This is a genomic window from Vibrio gazogenes (assembly GCF_023920225.1).
Classification (GTDB): domain Bacteria; phylum Pseudomonadota; class Gammaproteobacteria; order Enterobacterales; family Vibrionaceae; genus Vibrio; species Vibrio gazogenes.
Genome location: NZ_CP092587.1, coordinates 1,512,886 through 1,532,504 on the forward strand (window position 1 = coordinate 1,512,886; position 19,619 = coordinate 1,532,504).

Consider the following 19,619-nt stretch of genomic DNA (forward strand, 5'->3'; position numbering starts at 1 on the left):
TGCAGAAAATCATAACTTAGCCGAGTAATTTCTCCGTTCAGCCGCTCTTTTTTACCCGATACTATTTGATCCGAGATGATGTGTGTCACCGCTCACATCTGTTCTATTGTGCACGCTATTTGAAATTTCTTTTTTGAAACCTCGATTTGAAACTTATGGAAGCTGGTATTGATGTCTAAGCCCTCGCAGCATTGTCGTAAAACGTATTGTCCTGAAACGTATTGCCCTGAAACATTGGCTCTGTCAGCTGGTTTTTGGCCGGATCAGCAAACCCAAGCCACTACGCCCCACATTGCGATGTCGGTGAATCACAGTTTTGTTCCAGAAGAAGGTTCATTTTCTGCGAACGGGATTGAGGACTTGGCCGATGCACCTTTTTTGTATGCCGGCTGGACTAATCCGACCGTCCGCCAGCTTGAACAGCGTATTGCTGCACTGGAATGTACCGATGATGCCTATGCAACGACAACCGGTATGGCGGCATTGTCTGCCGTGTTTTTTTCACTGCTTCGCGCCGGTGATCATTTGATTATCAGTGATGTGTGTTATGCCGCTGTTTATGAGTTAGCAAGAGACGTTCTGCCTGATTACGGTATTGAAGTGACCCCGGTGAATCTGACGGATCTCGATGCGGTTGCGCAGGCGATTCGCCCCAATACCAAACTGATACATGCTGAGAGCCCCTGTAACCCATTACTCCGTCTGACCGATTTGACACAACTGGTTCATTTAGCCAAACAGAATCATGTACTGCTGTCGGTTGATTCTACCTTTGCTACGCCAGTGATCACTCGCCCGGTCATGCTGGGGGTTGACCTTGTGATTCATTCTCTGACGAAATTTATCAACGGTCACGGGGATGCGTTGGGCGGATGCGTTGCGGGGAGTAAAGCGCTGATTGCACAAATTCGTTCCAGAGCGGCGGCACATTTTGGTGCAACGATCAGTGCTCAAAATGCTTGGTTGATTATGCGTGGTATCGAGACATTATATCCACGGATGAAAACCATCAGTGATTCTGCGTTACAGATCGCGCAATGGCTGGAGAATCATCCCCGGGTCAAACAAGTGAATTATCCGGGACTTGCTTCTCACCCTCAATATACTCTGGCCTGTGAACAAATGGCTTATGGCGGAGGAATCATTGTCTTTCAGATCGACGCGATGGATGAGATTGCACAACGGTTTGCCAGAGATGCACGCTTATTTTATTACGCTTATTCGATCGGTCATCAGCGTAGTTTAGCGGTCTTACTCAAAACGGCGGACTTGATGGCATCGACTTACCGGATGACCACTGAGCAGGAACAACAATACCGACGCTATGCCGGAGATGGGGTGTTCCGGCTGTCGATTGGTCTGGAAAATCCACATGATCTGATTGAAGAGCTCGACCGGTTACTGTGTTGATGAGTGCGGCTTGATTTTTGCTTATCTCTTGTTAGAGCCTATTGGGGCACTAGAGAGAGCAAGGCATGAACAGTGTATTATACTGTCCATGTTGCTTGATTTTTTTGTAGACAAGGCTGTGATTAATTGTGACGAAAGTATTGAAAAATGCTACCGTTCTGTCGCACTATGTGAAAGATAAATTTGCTGAATCATTCCGCAAAAGTTAACAACACAACATCGCATTTCTTGATGGAAATGGACACTGATATAAAAATCATAAAGGGATAGTATGAATAAAATATTAAAATCAGCTATTGCTGGGGCGGTGCTTGCCTGTTCGGCACTGACGACTCAGGTTTATGCAGCATCCTCTGCTCTGGAAAACATCCTGAATAAAGGAGAACTCAGAGCTTGTTTTGACGCTGGTTATGTGCCGTTTGAAATGAAGACCAAAGATGGTCGTTTTGTCGGTTTCGATTTAGACATGGCGAAACATATGGCACGTTCTATCGGCGTGAAATTTGTGCCGGTCAATACCGCATGGGATGGGATCATTCCTGCCTTGCAGACCGACAAATGCGATATCATTATTTCCGGGATGACCATTACACCGGAGCGCAACCTGAAAGTTAATTTTGCCGACCCTTATATTGTCATCGGCCAGTCGGTACTGATTTCGCCGAAGCTGGCTGGTAAGATCAAAAGTTATCAGGACCTCAATGATCCGAAATATACTTTAACCAGTAAGTTGGGCACCACGGGTGCAGAGGCTGCGAAACGTTATATTCCGAAAGCAAAGCTGGATCTTTATGACACAGAAGTCGATGCAGTGCTACAAGTCTCGAATGGTAAAGCTGATGCCTATGTGTATGATTTACCATATAATGCTATTTACGCCGCGCAGCATCCACAGCAGGTAACCCATCTGGATACACCGTTTACCTATGAACCACTGGGATGGGCGATTCGTCAGGATGATCCGAATTTCCTTAATTTCCTGAACAATTACCTGCGTCAGGTAAAAGGTGATGGAACTTATCAGCGTATTTATGATAAATGGTTCAAATCTGATAGCTGGCTGAAGGATGTTCAGTAATTTCCTCGCTATTCAAATCAATTGATGTAAAGTGCCGGACTCGGGGATTCCCGGGTCCGGCGAAGTAGTAAACAGAAGAGAATCATTGTAATGCAGTCAAAATCCAGCCGTTGGATAGGCCATGGCATTTATGCCGTAATGATGGTGTTGCTGGTGAGTGGGATCTATTTCTCCGGCAAAACGATTAATTATAACTGGCATTGGGATCGATTGTGGCCCTATATCGTCAATACTGAGATGCAAAATATCCGAGCCAGTGGTGATGGTGTGTCTGTTATCGAAGGCAATAAGATTATTGTGAAATTTGATAACGGCGCCCCCGATCAGGTCATCAAATCCTATGATCAACGGGCGATTGGTGACGGCGATTTAATTTTCGAAGGGGATACTCTTGCACGGGTCGAAGATTGGAAGTTCGGGCCGATAGCCATCGGTCTTTGGGTGACGGTAAAAATTTCTTTCATCTCGCTCTTCTTTGCCATTTTTCTGGGGCTGATTTTCGGGCTGATGCGGGTCGCAAAAAATCAAACTGCCCGGGACCTTTCCCTGACCTATGTTGAAATTATTCGTGGTACACCGTTACTGGTGCAGATTTTTATCGTTTATTTCTTTATTGGCACTGTATTGGATTTAGACCGGTTTACCGCGGGCGTTGTCGCACTGTCGGTATTTACCGGTGCTTATGTCGCAGAAATTATCCGGGCGGGGATTCAGTCCGTATCCAGTGGTCAGATGGAAGCCGCCCGTTCATTAGGCATGACTTACCCTCAGGCGATGCTGTATGTCATATTACCGCAAGCCTTTAAGAGAACGCTGCCACCGCTCGCCGGGCAATTTATCAATCTGATCAAAGATTCGTCATTGGTATCGGTGATTTCAATTACGGATCTGACCAAAGCCGGTCGGGAAGTGGTTGCAGGAAGTTTTGCTCCCTTTGAAGTTTGGTTTACCGTTGCAGCACTTTATCTGCTCGTCACCGGCTCACTTTCATGGGCGATCCAATTATTAGAAAAGAGGTTATCGGCTAGTGACTAATAATCAATATTCCGGTGAAGACATGATCGTTGCCAAGGGGATTGAAAAATTTTATCCCAATGGTTGCCATGCACTGAAATCTGTCAGTGCGACGGTCAGAAGAGGCGAAGTTGTTGCGATTATCGGACCTTCCGGTTCCGGTAAATCCACCTTCTTACGGACCCTGAATCAACTTGAAGCCATTAACGAAGGTGTCATTATTGTTGATGGTATCGATATGTACGCTAAATCAACGGATATCAATCAACTGCGGCAAAATGTCGGGATGGTGTTTCAAAGCTTTAATTTGTTTCCCCATAAGACTGCTTTAGAAAATGTGATGCTGGCACCACTGAAAGTGGCTAAGCGCCCGGTGAAAGACGTTGAAGTGGCCGCGAAAGCGTTGATGAAACGAGTCGGTCTGGCTGAGCGGATGAATAACTATCCTTCTCACTTGTCCGGTGGACAACAGCAACGTGTGGCGATTGCCCGGGCGTTGGCCATGGAACCGGATTTGATGTTGTTCGATGAACCGACGTCAGCGCTTGATCCTGAAATGGTGGGTGAAGTATTGGATGTCATCAAGGGGTTGGCAGCAGAAGGCATGACGATGGTGATTGTGACGCACGAAATGGGATTCGCCAAAGAGGTCGCAGATCGTGTGTTGTTTATGGAAGAAGGCGCACTATTGGTTGATGACACGCCTCAGGTTGTATTTGAATCTCCGCCACATCCTCGCTTGCAGCAATTTCTGGCTAAAATTTTATAGTCGATACTTTCCGCCAGTTTACTGGCGGAAGTCATTTTTATCAGGCGATTTTTATCCCTTCTAAGTGTGTTTTACACTGTTGCCGAGCCGTGGCAAAGAAAGCCTGTAGATAACGTTTCTCTTTTTCCCCATGTCGCACGGCAGCAAATAGTCGTCGCCATAGTCCTTGTCCCAGCGGTTTACTGGTGATCAGACGCTGGCGAGAAAATTCGCTGATGGCCCAATTGGGCAGTGCCGCAACCCCTAAGCCAGCTGAAACCATCTGGACCAGCATGAGCGTATTATCTGCCTGTTTCCATTTCAGAGGTTCCACTCCCGCGGGATGAAGGAAGTGCTTATACACATCGAGACGTTGTTTCGGAACCGGATAAGTCAACATGGTTTGGCCAGCTAAGTCTGTGGGTTGAATGGCTGCCGCGTCAGCCAACGGATGATTGATCGCGGTGACAAGGCGCATTTCAAAATCAAACAACGGTTCGTAATGAATTTCGGAGCGGGGCATAATATCCGAGGTGATCAAGAGATCAAGCTCTCCTGCCAGTAGTGCAGGAAGGGGTTCAAAGCCAAATCCGGAAGAAAAATCCAACGTTACATCCGGCCAACTGAGCTGATATTCCTTGAGCGCAGGCATCAGCCATTGAAAACAAGAATGGCAATCGATCGCCATATGCAGACGCCCATTCACATCTTCTTTGAGACCGGCGATTTGGTTCTCTGCCTGAGCCATTCGCGGCAATACATCTTCCGCCAGCCGTAGCAAAATCTCACCTTCGGATGTAAATCGAACGGGGCGTGTTTTACGGAGAAATAGTGGGCTGCCAATCCGTGATTCCAGATCTTTAATCTGATGAGACAGAGCCGACTGGGTCAGGTGTAGCGCGGTTGCGGTTGCGGTTAAAGACCCGGTATCTCTGAGTGAAATCAATGTTTTGAGGTGTTTGATTTCTAACATGAGTTTTCCTCATTCATGTTCAATCATGTTGAATATTTTTACTAAATTACGCTGAAACCTACCACATGTAAACATCTAGACGGCTATATGAGTTATTTAATTTCAATTTACTTTTATGACTATGAATTTTACTAATGTGTCGGTTGAAGAATTGGTGATTGGCAGTGAGATCATTTTGTACGATATTTTAGCCATCTAGACATCTTTTATGTCTGAAAGATAAGTCAGTATCAAATACTCACGACAAGCAATAATCAATAAAGGATGATATTCATGGCTACAACAACACATATTCTGGGCTTTCCTCGTATCGGTGATAAAAGAGAACTCAAATTTGCTTTAGAAGGGTATTGGCGCGGAGAGCTTGATCAATCTCAGTTGGCAGCGACTGGTGCCTCGATTCGTCAAGAGAACTGGACGCTTCAGGCGGACAATCAACTTCGTTTCGTAACTGTCGGTGATTTTGCATGGTATGACCATGTATTGAATACCTCTCTGTTATTAGGGCATGTCTCACAACGCCACCGGGACGGAGATATGGATATCGATACACTGTTTAAGATTGCCAGAGGGCAGTCCCGTCCAGGGTGTGACTGTCAAGGTGGCAGTGCAGCTTCCGATATGACTAAATGGTTTAATACCAATTATCATTACATTGTGCCGGAATTTTCAGCTGATGATACGTTTGAGGTGAGCTGGTCACAGTTATTTGATGAAGTCGATGAAGCGATTCAACAAGGGCATCAAGTGAAGCCGGTATTACTAGGGCCATTGAGTTATCTCTATTTGGGTAAATCCGTTGTCGAGGGGTTTGACCGATTATCATTATTGCCTCGGTTAACGGTCGCTTATCAAACTATTCTGGATAAATTAGCTGCACAGGGGATTGAGTGGGTTCAGATTGATGAACCGATTCTGGTGTTGGAATTAGAGCAAACCTGGCTGGATGCTTTTCAACTTGCTTATGACCAATTACAAAAGAAACAGAGGAAAACCAAGCTGTTGCTCACCACTTATTTTGATTCGATTACTGATATTTTAGAGCGTGTGACCGCTTTGCCCGTCGATGGACTGCATATTGATACTATTTCTGCGCCGCAGCAGTTGAAGGAGGTCGCGGCAAAACTGCCCACAGATTGGATTTTATCTGCCGGTGTTATCAATGGACGCAATGTCTGGCGAGCCGATCTGGCATTATTACTCAAACAGTTACAGCCCCTTAAAGCGCAGCTTGGTGATCGTTTGTGGGTCGCGAGTTCGTGCTCACTACTCCATAGTCCGGTTGATCTTTCACTGGAAACCGGACTGAGTGAAGAAACGCAGAGTTGGTTTGCTTTTGCCCGTCAAAAAGTGGTTGAGTTGGGATTACTTGGTGCCGCGTTAGACGGTGATGTCAAAGCTGTTGAAGCATGTCAGGACTATAGCCGCCCGATTGAACAGCGCCGAGCCTCCCAACAGGTGAATAAGCCACATGTGCGTCAGCGGGTTGAAGCGATCACCGAAGCTCTGGCAACTAGAGCGTTGCCTTATGAAGCGCGCGCTATACATCAGAAAGAGGCTTTGGGGCTGCCATTTTTACCAACGACAACCATCGGTTCTTTCCCTCAAACCAGCGAAATCAGAAGATTGCGGCGTGATTTTAAGCAAGGGCGGTTATCTGAAAGCGACTATAAGACCGCGCTAAAAGCACATATTCATGAAGCGGTTGAGCGACAGGAATCTCTGGGACTGGATGTTTTGGTTCATGGTGAAGCTGAGCGGAATGATATGGTGGAGTATTTCGCGGAGAACTTATCCGGATTCCAGACAACGCGTTTCGGATGGGTACAAAGTTATGGTTCACGCTGTGTCAAACCTGCCATTGTTGTGGCTGATATCGAACGTGAAAAGCCAATCACAGTCGAGTGGTCGCAGTATGCCCAATCGCTCACATCAAAACCGATGAAAGGGATGCTGACCGGTCCGGTGACAATACTATGCTGGACATTCCCCCGGGAAGATATTGCCCGTAAAACAATCACTCAACAACTTGCGCTGGCCTTGCGTGATGAAGTCGCTGATTTACAAACGGCTGGTATCAATATTATTCAGATTGATGAGCCGGCAATTCGAGAAGGCTTGCCATTGAAGAAACGTGATCATCAGGCTTATCTGGATTGGGCGGTACAGTCTTTCCGTATTTCAGCGTCTAGTGCTGCGCCACAAACGCAGATCCACACGCATATGTGTTACAGTGAATTCAATGAAATTATTGAATCTGTCGCAGCTTTAGATGCTGATGTGATCACTATTGAAACTTCTCGTTCAAATATGGCATTGCTTGACGCATTTGAGGCCTTCAATTATCCGAATGAGATTGGCCCGGGTGTTTATGATATTCATTCGCCGAACATCCCATCTCAGGAGTGGGTCGTCGAGCTATTGAAAAAAGCAGCGCAAGCGATTCCGGCAGAGCGATTATGGGTGAACCCTGATTGTGGTCTGAAAACCAGAGGTTGGCCGGAAACAGAAGCTGCATTACGCAATATGGTTGCTGCTGCTAAAACACTTCGTGAAGATTGGGGAAAACAGACAGCCCAATGATGGTTGTCTTTATCATTCAATCGGCTATAAACAAAAGCTCATAAACAGAGAGCCCCGTTATCGGGACTCTCTGTCATTGGATGGCACGATGTCATTGACGAAAATAAGCGACTCAGTTATTGCTTTGCCGAATATTTGTTACACGTGGCTTGGTTGATCAGTTGATCAATCATCAACTGCCCACGGGTATTACGAATTTTTATTCGGTAGGCAAGACCTGCGTCGAGATTCGACTTGGTTTCTGTATTGGCACAGTAACTCTTGATACTTTGGGTTAAAAGTGACTTCGTTGACTTGGCTTTCGGCGCATCATTGTTATAAATCATCATGATTTCAATGACATTCTCTTTTGAAGAGGCGCGCATGATGGACAACGGTCCGGACTTAATCGGGAGTTCAGCATGAAGAATACTCGCGCGGTTGGCTGCAAGTAACTCCAGTTGTTTTTGCTCACTATGACTACTACAACCGATTAAGAGAGTACTCAGTCCAACTGCAATACATATTTTTCTTATCATGAAATGCTATTCTCAGATCGTTAAAAAACTTGTTTATAGGGTTTGACGATAACAGACTGGTACACACCGGCTGTGACATAAGGGTCGGTATCCGCCCATGCTTTGGCTTCATCCAGAGACGCAAAATCAGCAATCACGGTTGATCCGGTGAATCCGGCTTCTCCCGGGTTGTCTGAGTCAATCGCAGGCAGAGGCCCGGCGGTAAGTAAGCGCCCTTCATTTTGTAATTGCTGTAATCTTTCCAGATGCTGCGGTCGGGCACCCATCCGCTTCTCTAAAGAGTTTTCTACATCTTGAGAAAATATGACATACCACATATTTATATCCTTATACAAAAGTCGGGCGATTGACTCGACTTGTGTTCACTCTCCAACCAATGGCTTGGGGAGAACAATGATTTATTTTATGAGTGAAGCTCAATCATTCTCGGGCGTCCGTCACTATCAACGGCCACGTAGTTGAATGTGGCTTCACAGACCTGAAACCGATCACCGATACCGTGTGCATGAACGGGCTTAATCCAGACTTCAAGCTCAATTGACATGGAGCTACGACCAATGCGGACACATTCACCATAACAACAAACCACATCACCGACACTCACCGGTTTTTTAAAGGCAATGCTTGATACGGAAACCGTTACAATTCTGCCGTGTGAAATTTCTTTTGCCAGAATGCCTCCGGCCAAATCCAACTGTGACATTATCCAACCACCAAAAATATCACCGTTTGCGTTGGTATCTGCTGGCATTGCAAGCGTTCGTGAAAGGAGCTGACCTTTCGGAGTATTGACTTCAGACTTCATAATTTCGTACTACACATGTTGAATGCTTTCAGGAGAAGCGTTGATTCATCAATTAAATACGATGAATTCATCCAACTTCGAAACAATAACAGATGGTGCATCGGATTTCACACAGAAGCAAGAAAGAACCGATGCAAGTTCACGTTTTTCATCCTATTGATGATTTTCATCTTTGGGTAATCGCGTATAGATGTATACACCAGTCAGTAAGGTGTATACCAGAGTTGCGACCAGCAGACCAAAGACTTTGAAATTGACCCAAACATCTAAAGGTAATCTGAACGCGATATAGACATTAATCGCTGCACAGGCAACAAAAAAGAACACCCAGGCCCAGTTGATTTTTGACCAGACATCATCCGGAAGTTGTAGTTCTTTACCCAACATGCTTTTAATCGCCGATTTGCCCATGAGATGGGTAACCGTCAGGCCGATGGCAAAAACAAGATAGACAATAGTCACTTTCCACTTAATAAAATTGTCATCATGGAGGAAAATCGTCATCCCACCGAATACTGCGACCAGAACAAAAGTAATGACCTGCATTTTTTCGACTTTTTTATACCAAAAGTAGGTGATGGCAATTTGCATCGCACTGGCAATAATCAGGGCACCTGTTGCGACATAGATATCGTATAGCTTGAACAGTACGAAAAACACAATAAGTGGGATAAAGTCGATCAATTGTTTCATGGGTATTCAGTCCTTCACTAGAGAGCGCTACAGTCTAACTAAAATTGACAGGTATCTGAATAGTCAGATCATGTTTTGTCGCGATTTCTGCCGGGTTTGATCCTGATTCAGAATATTTATGACGAAGTCCGCATGAGCCGATTGTTGCCAGCGAGTGTCTACATTGACATCGGCTATCAGTAAACACCAAGAGTGGCGAGAATTACTTTATTAAACAACATATCAAAATGGGTTTATTTGTTGGTGGTGCCGGTCTGGAAAAAATGAATGCGGAAGAAGCCAAGAAAACGATTCAAAAACTGAAAATGGCGAAGCAGGGTCACGGCAGCCAATAGTTGAATCACTTGCTTGGTATCATGTAGCAGGTATACGTGATTCACAGGTGACAAAAAACCACTCATTTTTGAGTGGTTTTCTAATCAGTCTGCGATAAACGAATATTTATGCTTCTTGTTCAACCACCTTTTCTTCTGTCTCCGGCTCTTCGATGAGAGAATCGACAATCACTGCACAGGCTGCATCACCGGTGATATTCAGTGCGGTACGAATCATGTCGAAGATACGATCCAGAGCAAATAACAGCGGCAGACCTTCAATTGGAATCCCAGCCGCAAGTAAGACAGCGACAACAAGGAAAGATGGTCCCGGAACACCAGCCTGACCGACAGCACCCAATGTTGCCGTAACGATAATGGCGATATAAGAACCCATGCTCAGATCGATGTTGAATAGCTGGGCAAAGAAAATTGCAACCAGTCCGTAGTAAATTGCGTTACCGGACATGTTGATCGTCGCTCCTAACGGAAGTACGAACGATGCAGTTGAGTTTCTGACACCGAGGTCGTTTTCAACCGTATCCATGGTCACTGGCAGCGTTGCCATGGACGATGCTGTAGATAGGGCAACGGCTTGCGGTTTTTTCATTGCGCCAATGAATTTGCGCGCTGATGTTTTGGTAAAAATTTGAATCATCAGTGGATAGACAATAAAACCAAAAATCAGAATAGCAGCAACATAGACGACAAAGAGTTTCAGTACAACGGTCAGGGCACTGAAACCAAATGTACCGACGGCTTCCGCCATCAGACCGAAAACCCCGATTGGCGCAATAACCATCACTTTGTTGATCATCCAGACCATGGCATCAACAATGGTGTTTATACCATTGATGATTGGCAAACGCCGTTCTTCACTCTGTTTGGCAAGCGCCACACCGAAGAAAAGACAGAATACCAATATTTGTAGAATATTTGCGTTATTCAGTGACTGGAAAACGTTGGTTGGGATCATACCGATAATGGTTGCCCAGAAAGTAGGAAGTTCACCTTTTGACGCATATTCTGAAGAGAACATACCTTCAACACCAGAAACATCAATGCCGATGCCGGGTTGGAAAATGTGTCCCATCACCAGCGCTAAAGCAACTGCCAGCGCAGAAGTGACAGCAAAGTATCCTAAGGTCACGGCTCCGACTTTACCTGCGGAATGGCTGTTTCCCAAACCGGCAGAGCCTGAAATCAGTGCAACGGCAACCAATGGAATGACCAGCATCTTAATCAGATTGATAAAGATAGCCCCAAGTGGTGAGAACATTGCGGCGTCATGTCCCATCGTGGCGCCGACAATTGAACCCAGAATCATCGCAATGACAACCTGAACACCAATATTTGATAATAAACTCTTTTGTTTTAACACTTACGCAACCCTTGTGTTATGAATTTTTAATTTACTAGGATTACCCACCAACATTATTAACATTTGCGGATAAATATTCCGGCTAAGTTTTTACACTGATATCTTTTTCTGATCAAGATATCAGTTATGAAAATGCTCGATAGATAGAAAATTTACGCAAACGTTTGGCAAAATATAATACAGGCAGAAATTTATGCTAAATAATATTTTAATTGTAAAATAATTGCTTATGTGAATGGGTTTGAATAGCTTTAAGTGGCATGATTGGCGGTTTCCGTGATGGAAACCGCATATAAAGCTGTTTATCTCTGTGTCGCAGCTTTCATCGTTGAGACAAACTGATGGAGTTGAGTCAGCAGTGTCGATTCATCATGTTGATTGGATTCGATAATTTTCACGACGGCAGAACCTGAAATTGCGCCTGCCGCACCGGCAGTCAACGCTTGTTTCACCTGTTCCGGCTCTGAAATGCCAAATCCAAGTAATGCCGGCGGTGCTTGATATTCTTTTAGGTTTTTCAGCAGGTTATCAACGGGCATTCCAGCTTTGGTTTCCACCCCCGTGACTCCCGCACGAGAAAGGAGATAAGTATAACCTTTGCTGCGTGATGCCACGGTCTGTAAGGTTTGCTGATCGGCTGTTGGCGGAGCAATAAAAATCGGGTCAATCCCGTGTTTTTCAGCGGCCTGAATGAAGTCTTCACTTTCGTTGGTCGGGACATCGGCAATCAGAACGGAATCGACTCCGGCCTGTTGGCAGCGGTAATAGAAGTTGTCAATGCCGCGCGCATAAACCAAGTTGGCGTATACCAGCAGACCGATCGGTACATCGGGATGATCCTGACGTACTTGTGTGATGAGTTCGAAACAGATATCAGGCGTGGTTGCTGCATCCAGTGCCCGCATATTCGCCCCTTGAATCGTTGGGCCATCTGCGAGTGGGTCAGAAAATGGAAGACCAAGCTCCAGCGCATCTGCACCCGCCTCAATCAAGGTATTGATGATCTTTGCCGAGAGTGCCGGGGTTGGGTCTCCGATGGTGACAAAAGGCACAAATGCACCTTGATTCTTTTCCGCAAGTTGTTGGAAAAGTGTTTGGTAGCGATTCATTACAGCACTCCTTTTTCTTCTAAGATTTTATGAACGGTGAAGATATCTTTGTCACCTCGTCCGGATAAGTTCACCACCAGCGTCTGTTCTTTGTCTGGTTCACGACGAGCCATTTTGAGGGCATGGGCTAAAGCATGAGAAGACTCAAGGGCCGGGATAATCCCTTCATGAAGGGCCAATTCTTGAAAAGCATCCAGAGCTTCGTCATCAGTGATGTTTTCATATTCGGCTCTGCCGATCGCATTTAAATGGGCATGTTGCGGGCCGACTGACGGGAAATCGAGCCCGGCAGAAACCGAATAAGATTCTTCAATCTGACCATACGCATCTTGCATCAGTGGGGATTTCATGCCCAGATAAATACCGGTTTTGCCATGTTTTAGCGGTGCACCGTGCTGATGGGTTTCAATCCCTTTTCCTCCGGGTTCGACCCCGATCAAGCGGACATTTTCTTCGTCGATAAAATCAGCAAACATACCAATCGCATTCGAGCCACCGCCGACACAGGCAATCACGGCATCCGGTAATTTGCCTTCACGTGCTAAAATTTGATGTTTCGTTTCTTCCCCGATGATTTTCTGGAATTCCCGGACAATGGTCGGGAATGGGTGAGGTCCCGCGGCTGTACCTAATAAATAGTGGGATGTTTCGTAGCTTGCAGACCAGTCTCGCATCGCTTCGTTACAAGCATCTTTAAGGGTTGATGACCCAGAGTGAACCGGAATGACGGTCGCACCCATTAAACGCATCCGAAACACATTCGGACTTTGGCGTTCAACGTCTTTGGCACCCATGTAGACTCGGCATTTTAATCCCAGTAGCGCACAAGCAATAGCTGTTGCAACACCATGCTGTCCGGCGCCCGTCTCTGCGATAATTTCTTGTTTACCCATCCGTTTTGCCAACAGAGCTTGTCCGAGTACCTGATTGGTTTTATGCGCGCCACCGTGCAGCAAATCTTCTCGTTTAAGATACAGTTTGGTCTTGGTGCCTTTGGTCAGGTTCCGGGTGAGCGTGAGTGCGGTCGGACGTCCTGCGTATTCTTGAAGCAGCGACATAAATTCGGCCTGAAATTCAGGGTCTTCTTGAGCGTCGATAAAAGCCTGTTCTAACTGATCGAGGGCCGGAACCAGTATTTGTGGGACAAACTGGCCACCGAACTCGCCGAAGTAGGCGTTAAGTTTAGACATGATTGATTCCTTTTTGCTGTTCTGTCAGGTATCGGTATTCCGACGACTAATAATCTCTAATTTTTTTAAATGCTTGCTGTAGTTTGTCAGCGTCTTTGATGCCGGGAGCCGATTCAACCCCTGAATTAAAATCCAGTCCATTACATCCGAGAGCGGCCGCTTCTTTCGCATTTTCCGGTGATAAACCTCCGGCAAGCATCACACCTTCAACTTGAGTGAGTTGTTGCCAGTCAAATGTTTGCCCGGTCCCGCCGCTCTGTTGGCCGACTTTGCTATCGTATAAATGACGATCAACATGCTGTGCGAATGGTGTTGGAAGTTGGTCTGAAACCGCATACGCTTTCCAGATTGCAATATCGGCAGATAGCGCCTCTCGGAGCTGATTGACGTAGGCTTGATCTTCGTTGCCATGCAGTTGTACCGCACTTAACTGAAGTTCATGCGCGATTTGAGTCACATCTTCGACGGTGTGATTCTGAAATACGCCCACATATTTGAGTGGTGCACCGGACATGGTGACACGAGCCGACTCAGGTGTGGTGTAGCGTGGGGAAGCTTCGACAAAAATGAGTCCACCGTAGACGGCACCGGCCCGATAAGCTTGCGCGGCGTCATCCGGACGGGTCAGTCCACACACTTTGTTCTCACCGAGAACCACGCGGCGAACCGCGATTTCCAGATTTTGCTCGGACATCAGCGAGCTACCGATCAGGAAGCCTTGTGCATAAGCAGACAGCTCCCGGACTTGCTGATGCGTATAAATGCCGGATTCCGAAATAATCGTGGTGCCTTTCGGTAACTTTGGTGCCAGTACTTTGGTTCGGTTCAGATCGGTCGTTAAGTCTCTTAAATTACGGTTGTTGATCCCGATGACTTTCGCTTGGAGGGCGACGGCCCGTTCCAGCTCTGCCTCGTTACTGACTTCCGTTAAAATTCCCATGTTGAGCTGATGAGCGACTTGAGCCAGTGTCTGATAAGTTTCATCGTCCAATACGGAGAGCATCAGTAGAATGGCATCCGCACCATAGTGCCGGGCCAGATAAACCTGATAAGTATCGATCATGAAGTCTTTACACAGTACCGGCTGAGTGACTTGCTTGCGAACCTGAGGAATAAATTCAAAATTTCCTTGGAAGTACTTCTCGTCAGTCAGAATAGAAATCGCATTGGCATACTGTTTATAAACTGATGCGATATAGTCCAGATCAAAGACGTCACGGATCAGCCCTTTGGAAGGCGATGCTTTTTTGCATTCAAGAATGAACGCTGCTTTTCCAGTATTCAACGCATCATAGAAACTTCGGTCTGAAGGCTTAAGTAAACTCTTAAAACTTGTTAATGGCTGATTCTGCTGACGTTGTTCGAGCCAGAGATGTTTATCACGAATAATCTTGACGAGGACTTCTGCCATTTCCGTATGTTCTGTGGTGATGTGTTCTGATAACTGTGTTGTCATGTATTAGCTCCGCTGTGCAAGTTGACGGACTCGTTGGAATGCTTGTCCTGATTTCATGATATCAATTGCTTGTTGGGCATTGGCTTTTAAATCTTCGCGACCGAACAGACGAAGTAACAGTGCCACATTCACTGCAACAGCCGCCATTTGTGCCTCTGTACCTTTGCCCGTTAACAGATTTTCAATTAGCTGACGATTGTCTTCAGGCGTTCCACCCTGAATGGCTGATAAAGGATACGTTTTTAATCCGAAGTCTTCAGGCGTTAACAGATATTCAGTGATCGTTTGATCGCGTATCTCTGCCACTCGTGTCGGACCATGAATGGCGACTTCATCCAGTCCGGAACCATGGACCACCGCCGCGCGCTTCATCCCTATTTTTAGCATGGTCTGAGCAATCGGCTGAATGAGGTTTGGATCGTAAACGCCCATCAGTTCGATATTCGGCCGTGCCGGATTAATGAGTGGACCGAGAATATTGAAGATCGTTCGGGTTTTCAATGTTTGACGCACAGGCATCGCGTGCCGGACGCCACCATGGTACTGCGGTGCAAACAGAAAAGCGACTCCCAGCTCGTCCAGCGCTTCGCGGGTTGCCTGAGGCGTCATCGCCAGATCAATACCGAATGCATCCAGCAGGTCAGAAGATCCGGATTTGCTTGAGACGCCTCGGTTACCATGCTTGGCGACTTTGACACCGCAGGCTGCTGCGACAAATGCCGAGGTCGTGGAAATATTAAAGGTATTTGCACCGTCGCCACCCGTGCCGACAATATCAGCAAAATCGTAGTCAGGGCGAGGGAATGGCGTGGCATTGTCCAGCAATGCCTGCACGGCCCCGGAGATTTCCTCAGGGGTTTCACCCTTGAGCTTCAGAGCCGTTAACATTGCAGCCATCAGAACCGGGGCCATTTCACCCTGAATAATTTGACTAAAGAGGGTATGGGCTTCTTGTTGAGATAATGAAACCTGTGAGAACAGTTTATCAATGATTGGTTGCATGTGGTCCTTTTCCCTTCTCTTGAGATTTTCGTTTGGTCAATAATGTTTCGGCTTAACTTTCTTGAAGCGCCCATTCAATCGTATTTGCCAGTAATTTCTCGCCATAAGTGGTCATGATCGATTCCGGATGAAATTGAAATCCGCAGACTTTGTGCTGTTCATGAATGACCGACATGGTTAAACCATCCACTTCAGCGGTCACGGTCAATGCTTCCGGTATCTCTAAAGCAATCAAAGAGTGATATCTGGCAACGGTCATCGGTGACGGTAAACCTTGATAAACGGTATGTCCTTGATGCGCCATGAGCGAGACTTTGCCGTGAACGATTTCACCTGCGCCTGCAACCCGGCCACCGTAGGCTTCAACGATTGCCTGATGGCCCAAACAGATGCCAATCACCGGTATCTGACCGATGAGCTGTTGCAATAACTCGGGCATACAGCCAGCTTCGGAAGGTGCGCCCGGGCCCGGAGAAAGAACAACGACAGGGTTTTCCGTCCGCTTGAGCGTCGCCATGATTTGCGCGGTTTCGATATTATTGCGATAAATGGTGACCTGATGTCCGAGTGAACGGAATTGATCGACAAGGTTGTAGGTAAATGAATCAAAATTGTCGATAAAAATAAGATTAGCCATGATGTTTTTCTCCCTGAACTGAGTGCTCTGGTGCCTGATGAGCCATCTGAATCGCAGCAATGACGGCTTGGGCTTTGCCTCTGGTTTCATCCGCTTCCGCTTGCGGGTCAGAATCGTAAACGACACCGGCACCAGCCTGAACGCTGGCCATTCCATTTTCGATATAGGCTGAACGAATCACGATACACGTATCCAGATCACCTTCACCTGTCATGTAACCGACCGCACCACCGTAACTACCCCGGCGCTCTTGTTCAACCGACCGGATTAATTGCATGGCTCGGATCTTCGGGGCGCCTGTCAAAGTTCCCATGTTCATACAAGCCTGATAGGCGTGTAGCGCGTCCAAATCATGTTTTAGCTGGCCGACGACTCGAGAAACCAAATGCATGACATGACTGTAACGGTCCGTTTTCAGGAGATCAGCAAGATGACGAGTGCCGGCTTCAGAGATTCTGGCGACGTCATTGCGGGCTAAATCAACCAGCATCATGTGTTCTGCGTTCTCTTTTTTATCATTGCGAAGGTCTAATTCCAGTCGGCCGTCGAGATCGAAATTGATTGAACCGTCTGGATTTTTCCCGCGAGGGCGAGTCCCTGCGATGGGATAGATTTCAATTTGGTTGGTATCACTGGCATATTTGAGTGCACTTTCCGGAGACGCGCCAAACAGCGTAAATTTTTCATCCTGAATATAAAACATATAAGGACTTGGATTGGTTTCTTTGAGTTTTTTATAAGCGGCTAACGGTGACGGACATGGCAAGATAAAACGTCGGGAAGGGACAACCTGAAAAATATCCCCTTGGACAATATATTGTTTCAGATTGTCCACCACACCACAAAATTCCGCATCACTCATCGAGGGAGACACCGTCACATCATGACATACCACAGCCGGCGGGAGCGGCTGGATGTCCTGACACTGATGCACAATTGACTTCAGGCGCTGTGATAGCGTTTCAGTGGTCTGTTCATCCGGGTTAAACAGTGAGCCCTGAACATGACAACTGCCATTCTGATGGTCGATGATCATCAGCGATTCGGCGACGTAAAAGACATAGTCAGGGCATTGGTTGGTCGCTTCTGCATTGCCCAGCGGTTCAAAGTTGGCAACGAGGTCGTAAGCAAACAGCCCACCTAAGAAAATGGCATGTTTATCAAGCCCGGTCAGATCAAAACTGTGCTGAATCAGACGCAGTGCATCAAATGAGGAAGACTCTTGCAAGCGACTGTCTTCATCAAGCCCTGTCCGTGGTGCATCGAAGTGAAGGATCAGTGTCTGTTCGGTTCGTGTCGCGGCAATGTCGGGTTTGATATTCCGGGCCAGATGATCAATCAGATGTTCTCCGTTGGTTGTCAGTGCATGAAACGTCACTTCATGTCCAAAGCAAATCACGCGAACCGCTGCATCAATGAGCAGCAGACTTTTCAAATCCTCTTTTGAATCAATCTCTGCTGATTCAAGTAACAGACAATCACTCTTATGGCCGCATAAAGTATGGAATACTGCGGTCGGGTCTGCTGAATAGGGTAAGGTTTCCGATAGAAGACGCAGAGTACCGAGCTGAGTGATATCGATGGTGTTATTCATTTACTGATCCTTTATTCTTAATGCCTTCGTTGCCAACTGCCTTCGGGGTTAACCGATCACGCGATGCGATGCTGATTAGGGGTGAAACGTTGTGACACCGCCTGCTCATCAGAAATAAGTGTGAGAACATTTGGATTCATGTTGAATTCTTGTAACATGGGTGTCTGAGTTCAGTTATGTATTTTTGTACTAGTAAACTAGTGCGAGTGTTTGAAGTCAAGCTTTTATTGGTGAAAAATCAAAAAAATGATGAAAATAGATTTACACAGTCACACCGTTGCTTCCGATGGAAAACTATCTCCGGAGGAACTTCTGCTTCGCGCTGTTTCGTTTGATATTGATGTCCTGGCGATTACGGATCATGATTGTGTTGATGGTTTAGATGCCGCGCATCGATTTATCGAAGTACAACAATTACCGATCCGTTTGATTGATGGCATTGAAATATCAACGGTTTGGCAAAATAAAGATATTCATATTGTCGGCTTGAATGTCGATGTAACTTCTGCTGAATTGAATGACCTGATTACCCAGCAAAAACAGCGTCGTGATGTACGTGCGACGATGATCGCCGCACGTTTGGAAAAAGTGACCCGGCCGGGGATACTCGCGGAAGTGAAAGAGATTGCCGGTGATGCTGCGATTACCCGTGCTCATTTTGCGCAATGGCTGGTCGCACATGGTTACGCCAAGACGATGCAGCAGGTGTTTAAGAAATATTTAACCCGAAATCAGCCGGGTTATGTCCCGCCGGACTGGTGTTCTATGCAAGATGCCATCGAGGCGATTCATGCCGCAGGAGGACAAGCCGTATTGGCGCATCCGGGACGATATGATCTGACGACAAAATGGTTGAAGCGTTTGATTGAAGCATTTGCCGAGGCTGGTGGTGATGCGATGGAAGTTGCTCAGCCACAACAAGCACCTCAGGAAAGGCGCAATCTGACGAATTATGCGTTACAATACAAACTGCTAGCCTCTCAAGGTAGTGATTTCCATTATCCTTCTCCGTGGATGGAGTTAGGCCGGAATCTTTGGTTGCCTTCTGATATTGAACCTGTATGGAAAGATTGGGGCTTGTCCGTAGAGTAAGCATCGAGTTGCTCGATGGTGA

At 46.5% G+C, this 19,619-nt stretch carries 18 protein-coding genes; 6 read left to right on the forward strand and 12 right to left on the reverse strand.

Translation table 11 applies throughout. The features are described 5' to 3' along the window. Positions 1-171 precede the first annotated feature (171 nt). From MKS89_RS06825 to MKS89_RS06840, 4 genes are all read left to right on the forward strand, one after another. Positions 172-1,410, forward strand: coding sequence for a trans-sulfuration enzyme family protein (locus tag MKS89_RS06825; protein WP_072957145.1), 1,239 nt, complete (start codon positions 172-174; stop codon positions 1,408-1,410). 271 nt (positions 1,411-1,681) lie between these two features. Beyond that, positions 1,682-2,488 carry a transporter substrate-binding domain-containing protein gene (locus MKS89_RS06830; RefSeq protein ID WP_072957148.1) on the forward strand — a complete coding sequence of 269 codons (807 nt, stop codon included), beginning with the start codon at positions 1,682-1,684 and terminating at the stop codon, positions 2,486-2,488. Between the two features lie 90 nt (positions 2,489-2,578). Beyond that, complete coding sequence (locus tag MKS89_RS06835; RefSeq protein ID WP_072957151.1) at positions 2,579-3,523, forward strand: amino acid ABC transporter permease; 945 nt, start codon at positions 2,579-2,581, stop codon at positions 3,521-3,523. Between the two features lie 22 nt (positions 3,524-3,545). Then, on the forward strand, positions 3,546-4,271 hold the full coding sequence (locus tag MKS89_RS06840; RefSeq protein ID WP_077316323.1) for an amino acid ABC transporter ATP-binding protein: 726 nt from the start codon (positions 3,546-3,548) through the stop codon (positions 4,269-4,271). Positions 4,272-4,311: 40 nt separating this feature from the next. On the opposite strand, the gene metR is transcribed toward MKS89_RS06840, so the two are convergent. Next, a complete protein-coding gene (gene metR / locus MKS89_RS06845) occupies positions 4,312-5,223 on the reverse strand; it encodes an HTH-type transcriptional regulator MetR (RefSeq protein ID WP_072957156.1) in 912 nt (303 codons plus the stop codon). Positions 5,224-5,496: 273 nt separating this feature from the next. On the opposite strand from metR, the gene metE reads away from it, so the two are divergent. Beyond that, a complete protein-coding gene (gene metE / locus MKS89_RS06850) occupies positions 5,497-7,806 on the forward strand; it encodes a 5-methyltetrahydropteroyltriglutamate--homocysteine S-methyltransferase (protein WP_072957159.1) in 2,310 nt (769 codons plus the stop codon). Between the two features lie 116 nt (positions 7,807-7,922). Here the strand turns inward: metE and MKS89_RS06855 are convergent, their stop codons facing one another. The 11 genes from MKS89_RS06855 to MKS89_RS06905 all read right to left on the reverse strand — a co-directional run bounded on the left by MKS89_RS06855 (position 7,923) and on the right by MKS89_RS06905 (position 18,505). After that, positions 7,923-8,321, reverse strand: coding sequence for a GspS/AspS pilotin family protein (locus tag MKS89_RS06855; RefSeq protein WP_205409145.1), 399 nt, complete (start codon positions 8,319-8,321; stop codon positions 7,923-7,925). A 23-nt stretch (positions 8,322-8,344) separates the two neighbouring features. Next, positions 8,345-8,641 (reverse strand): YciI family protein, encoded by a 297-nt coding sequence (locus tag MKS89_RS06860; protein ID WP_072957164.1) that lies wholly within the window; start codon positions 8,639-8,641, stop codon positions 8,345-8,347. 86 nt (positions 8,642-8,727) lie between these two features. Then, positions 8,728-9,129 carry an acyl-CoA thioester hydrolase YciA gene (gene yciA, locus MKS89_RS06865; protein WP_072957166.1) on the reverse strand — a complete coding sequence of 134 codons (402 nt, stop codon included), beginning with the start codon at positions 9,127-9,129 and terminating at the stop codon, positions 8,728-8,730. Between the two features lie 153 nt (positions 9,130-9,282). Further along, positions 9,283-9,822: a septation protein A gene (locus MKS89_RS06870; RefSeq protein ID WP_072957167.1), complete on the reverse strand. Its 540-nt coding sequence runs from the start codon at positions 9,820-9,822 to the stop codon at positions 9,283-9,285. Between the two features lie 441 nt (positions 9,823-10,263). Beyond that, entirely contained in the window at positions 10,264-11,463 is a 1,200-nt protein-coding gene (locus MKS89_RS06875) for a dicarboxylate/amino acid:cation symporter (RefSeq protein WP_072957492.1), read from the reverse strand. Between the two features lie 356 nt (positions 11,464-11,819). Further along, positions 11,820-12,626, reverse strand: coding sequence for a tryptophan synthase subunit alpha (gene trpA / locus MKS89_RS06880; RefSeq protein WP_072957170.1), 807 nt, complete (start codon positions 12,624-12,626; stop codon positions 11,820-11,822). Beyond that, positions 12,626-13,816 (reverse strand): tryptophan synthase subunit beta, encoded by a 1,191-nt coding sequence (gene trpB / locus MKS89_RS06885; protein ID WP_072957172.1) that lies wholly within the window; start codon positions 13,814-13,816, stop codon positions 12,626-12,628. The genes trpA and trpB overlap by 1 nt, the downstream gene beginning before the upstream one ends. A gap of 46 nt (positions 13,817-13,862) precedes the next feature. Then, a complete protein-coding gene (trpCF, locus tag MKS89_RS06890) occupies positions 13,863-15,272 on the reverse strand; it encodes a bifunctional indole-3-glycerol-phosphate synthase TrpC/phosphoribosylanthranilate isomerase TrpF (protein ID WP_072957174.1) in 1,410 nt (469 codons plus the stop codon). Between the two features lie 3 nt (positions 15,273-15,275). Further along, positions 15,276-16,274, reverse strand: a complete 999-nt coding sequence (trpD, locus tag MKS89_RS06895) for an anthranilate phosphoribosyltransferase (protein ID WP_072957177.1) — start codon at positions 16,272-16,274, stop codon at positions 15,276-15,278. A 52-nt stretch (positions 16,275-16,326) separates the two neighbouring features. Then, complete coding sequence (locus MKS89_RS06900) at positions 16,327-16,911, reverse strand: aminodeoxychorismate/anthranilate synthase component II (protein ID WP_072957180.1); 585 nt, start codon at positions 16,909-16,911, stop codon at positions 16,327-16,329. Continuing rightward, on the reverse strand, positions 16,904-18,505 hold the full coding sequence (locus MKS89_RS06905) for an anthranilate synthase component 1 (protein WP_072957183.1): 1,602 nt from the start codon (positions 18,503-18,505) through the stop codon (positions 16,904-16,906). Before MKS89_RS06905 ends, MKS89_RS06900 begins: the two co-directional genes overlap by 8 nt. Before the next feature lie 249 nt (positions 18,506-18,754). Between MKS89_RS06905 and rnm the strand changes: the two genes are divergently transcribed. After that, positions 18,755-19,597, forward strand: a complete 843-nt coding sequence (rnm, locus tag MKS89_RS06910; RefSeq protein ID WP_072957184.1) for an RNase RNM — start codon at positions 18,755-18,757, stop codon at positions 19,595-19,597. The last annotated feature ends 22 nt before the right edge of the window (positions 19,598-19,619 follow it).